Below are 3,750 nucleotides of genomic sequence, written 5' to 3' on the forward strand. Positions count from 1 at the left end.
AATGATCTAGTCTGTCAGACAAGTAACATGACGATTGTGGCTCCAATTAGCAGTACCGAGCGTAATTTTCCGATGTATCATCGACTAACTAGTAGTCAAACAGTATATGGGAAAGTATTATTAGATCAAACAATAGCCTTAGATTTGCGGGCAAGACATGTCACTAACGAAGCTATTGTCGATCATGTATCGCGTGAAGAATTAGAAGAAATAATCACTTTGTACAAACTATTGTTTAGTATTGATGACAAATAAAAGAAGTTATTTCTTTAATATTAAAATAAATAACCCCCAACATCTACATTATAGATATTGGGGGCTATTTTAACAATGTTTTTGAGGGGCTATTGGATAGTATAGGCCCTATTTATAACCTGTTCAAATTTTATGAAAAAACTGTAATCTTAATTTTTGTTGAATTAGAAAATATATTTTTCCACAAATCAGTACTGCTAAATTCAAATAAGGGACGTAGATTCTCTTGTGAATCTATAATACCAAATTTAAAACATGTTTCTTGTGGATAATAATAAAATTGTCCCTTAGAGAAAAGATCGCTGTTTTGAGATTTTTCTTTTGCCTTTTCTACGATGCCTTTTATAAGACCAGGTATTTTCAAATCTAGCAGCTCTAAATCATAGTTGGAAGTTTTAGCGGTACTATACCCTAGAGATTGTCGAGGAATTGCTGTAATTAAATTTTCTTTACTATCTGGGAATATTGTTAGGTAATTAACCCCACCATTTCCGAGATCAATTATCTTTTCAGAAGATATGGAATCTGGAGTTGGATTTTTTTTATCATTCCATTCTACGAAAAAAATATTATTTAGTTTTGGGATTGACATATTTTTAGCAGGAGTCATTATTTTTTTTACACTACTTAAAATGTTCTTGATATTGCTATCAGAAACACTATATCCCATAAAAATAATAGGGTATTCCACAAAGTAAGTAATTTTGCAACCATATACTCTTGGCGAATTGCAAACTGATTATAATCAGCGGTATCTATTACTATAGATTTGGGATCGGTAACTGATCCATGAATTTTCATTATTTTAAAGTCATTAAGATTACTTTTTATAGAATCCTGGCCTATATATGAATCATACTTTGGAAAAACCTTCTCTAATAAAAGATCATAATTTGTTGTCAGAATCATTTGTGGGTTAACTTTTTTTAACGCTTTTATTTCAGGATTATTCCAAAGGCCATCACTATTTAACTGTATATCATGCTGTTCTATGATTTTGCTGATTGAATATTTCAAAAAAACGTCTTTGTTTTCTGTTTCAGAAAATAAAGAATCTGGATATTCTTTTTCATGTTTCCAAAAGTAATTGAAATATTTTTGTTTTAATTTATCAGCTACCTTAGGGTAGTCACCATTTGTACTTTGAAGATAATACTTTAAAGGTCTAGGCATTTTAACCGGAGATTTGCATAGAACATCTAATAATCCTTTCCAATCAGGTATTTTTAAATATCTTTGTGACAAACCAGATCCAATAAACAATACAGGCCTCTTCTTTTCCAATGTTAGAAAGCCCTTTAATTTGTCTAAACAATCAGTTTTATACTTAACATAATCCATAATTTGTATGCTCTTTTCTAGTACATATTTACAATAATTATTCGATCACCAAAAATGCCACCATTTTTTATTAGTTATATTTTCAGGTGCCTGCTTTTTTGCAACTTGGCTTTTTTCTATACTTTCAGAATCTTCAATCGAGCCACCTAATTTTCGTAGACGTTCTTTCAAATGGCGATTTTCTGTTACTGTTGCTAATTGCAATTGTTGTTGTTGGTCTATTAGTTTTGTTAAATGATCTATTTGTCTGTCTTTGCTACTTATTTGCTGGTCTTTGGTAGCAAGCTGTTTGTCACGTTGAAACTTTAAATCTGCTACTTCTCTTCTTAAAATAGTAACTAGTTCGTTATTTCCTTTGCTAGTCTTTGTCGGCCATTTGCTACCTGTTTGTTGGCTCTTTGCTACCAAAGGCTTTGTTACCTTGTCTCTGATAATACTCTCAGCTGTAAGACTAATCATGTTTGCACCCTGACTATCTTTTTGCCGGTTCTTTGCTGGTAGTCTTTGGTAGTGATATTGAATAGTCTGTTTGGAGACATTCAATTCATCAGCAAGCTCTCTAATAGTTTTAGGCATGATTTCCAAACCCCTTTCGGAGTTCAGCAAGTGCTTCCTGTCTTGCTTGATCTCTTATTTTTTTGTCGTGCTCAATCTGTTGTTCGGCTAATGTTTGTTTTTCGGTGGAACCTAGTGGTAACCCTTTAACCTTGTCCGTCGCACGCCATTTTTCTTGATCTGTTAGTTCGCCATTATGTTGGATATTCAAAAGTTTCTGTTTTTCATCTTGAAATTTTCCTTGCAGAAAATCATTTACACTTTTTTCTAATATTCATAAAAAAGATAAACTATAGCGACTTATTCTTCAACCTTACTTTCATTAGTTTTAATTTAGTACATACAGTCAACAGTGCTTTTCAATGGCTATAAGAACACATAAATCTATTTTAATTTGGTTAAAGATTAGAAAACTTCTTGATTCGATAAATCTGCGACCTTGAAGTCCCAATTGTTCTAGCAATCTGGGCAATTGGCACTGGCGGATTCTGCTGCAGCATTTGCACTACCTGATGATATAAATAGCGTTTCCGGCGATCAGGTGAATCTGGGGCGTACAAACGGACAGCGCCTTTATAAGCACCACGTTGTTTAGCCAGCTCAATTCCTTGGCGCTGACGTTCACGAATTTTCCGCCGCTCCTCTTCAGCCGTGTATTTGTAGATCTCCAACACTAAGTTGGATAACAAAGCTTTCAGGTTTTGGTCTTCAACTCCTGCAAAACTTGGTAAGTCCAAAATATTTAGCACAGCTCCCTTATGTCGCACTTCTTCAATAATATCCGTTAAATCTCGCGAACTTCGTCCTAAACGATCCAAACTCAAGACAACAATCTCATCTTGATCATGAATATATTCCAACATAGACTTCAATTGTGGTCGGTCTGCATTCTTCCCCGAAATTTTTTCGGCAAAGATTTTTTGCACCCCAGCTTTTTTAAGTGCGTCTAATTGGCGATCTAAGTTCTGTTCAGTGGTACTCACCCGTGCATATCCAACTTTCATTTCCTACGTCCTCCTTGGTACATCCAAATGGTACACATGCTTTTCTTAGTATAACACAACTAAAAAAGTGTACCACCTGGGTACACTCATAAAGTACAAAAAATATCATAACTTGAAATTATTTAGGACCTGACCCCAGGCATATTTCTTCTAGTTTTTGCTTTTTTAGTATCCTCAATTTTCTCAGACAAAATTTTGTCTACAACAGTGTTGGTTGCAGTAATATTGAATTCCAAATTAGTACAGTGCTTTAAGGTAAGAATTTCCAAATCAGCTGTCTCATTTGGAAACTTTGCATTTACACACAGTATTTGTAAACGAATAGCTTCTTTTAAAAAAAAATAATCAGAGACCCTTAAGTAGTTGCAGAAAATTATTAAAAAAGGGGAGAACACACATGAAAAAATTTATTATTGTTTTTTTTTATGACATTAGTCGTAATGTTTAGTGGAATTTCAATTGGTAATTCTAAACATACAAATTGCTCTTATCCTAGTATTTGGTACACAAATATTTAGACAGTTGTGCCATAATAAATTAACTAGGATAGGAGTTTTTATATGAAACGATATACTGATGATTTTAAAGCAAGCAT

At 33.4% G+C, this 3,750-nt stretch carries 5 protein-coding genes and 1 pseudogene; 1 reads left to right on the top strand and 5 read right to left on the bottom strand.

Annotated elements, in window-relative coordinates; all coding sequences use genetic code 11:
- Window positions 1-255: type II toxin-antitoxin system PemK/MazF family toxin (locus FD20_RS12210; RefSeq protein WP_057738860.1), on the top strand; the 255-nt coding region annotated here is incomplete at its 5' end.
- 130 nt (window positions 256-385) lie between these two features.
- Here the strand turns inward: FD20_RS12210 and FD20_RS12215 are convergent.
- From FD20_RS12215 to FD20_RS12235, 5 genes and pseudogenes are all read right to left on the bottom strand, one after another.
- On the bottom strand, window positions 386-946 hold the full coding sequence (locus FD20_RS12215) for an SIR2 family protein (protein ID WP_162255660.1): 561 nt from the start codon (window positions 944-946) through the stop codon (window positions 386-388).
- A complete protein-coding gene (locus FD20_RS12220) occupies window positions 883-1,596 on the bottom strand; it encodes an SIR2 family protein (RefSeq protein WP_057738864.1) in 714 nt (237 codons plus the stop codon). Before FD20_RS12220 ends, FD20_RS12215 begins: the two co-directional genes overlap by 64 nt.
- 45 nt (window positions 1,597-1,641) lie before the next feature.
- Window positions 1,642-2,172 (bottom strand): DUF536 domain-containing protein, encoded by a 531-nt coding sequence (locus tag FD20_RS12225; protein ID WP_057738866.1) that lies wholly within the window; start codon window positions 2,170-2,172, stop codon window positions 1,642-1,644.
- Window positions 2,165-2,419: pseudogene (locus FD20_RS12230) on the bottom strand (replication initiation protein); the annotation flags it as partial. The gene FD20_RS12225 and the pseudogene FD20_RS12230, both read right to left, overlap by 8 nt.
- A gap of 130 nt (window positions 2,420-2,549) precedes the next feature.
- Window positions 2,550-3,155, bottom strand: coding sequence for a recombinase family protein (locus FD20_RS12235; protein WP_057738870.1), 606 nt, complete (start codon window positions 3,153-3,155; stop codon window positions 2,550-2,552).
- Between the last annotated feature and the right edge of the window lie 595 nt (window positions 3,156-3,750).

The organism is Liquorilactobacillus uvarum DSM 19971 (assembly GCF_001434935.1).
In the GTDB taxonomy this organism is placed as follows: Bacteria; Bacillota; Bacilli; order Lactobacillales; family Lactobacillaceae; genus Liquorilactobacillus; species Liquorilactobacillus uvarum.

Excerpts from the sequence above, each read along its gene's own strand:
- FD20_RS12220 (WP_057738864.1), bottom strand. The coding sequence starts at position 1,596 with ATGGATTATGTTAAGTATAAAACTGATTGTTTAGACAAATTAAAGGGC.
- FD20_RS12225 (WP_057738866.1), bottom strand. The coding sequence starts at position 2,172 with ATGCCTAAAACTATTAGAGAGCTTGCTGATGAATTGAATGTCTCCAAA.
- FD20_RS12235 (WP_057738870.1), bottom strand. The coding sequence starts at position 3,155 with ATGAAAGTTGGATATGCACGGGTGAGTACCACTGAACAGAACTTAGAT.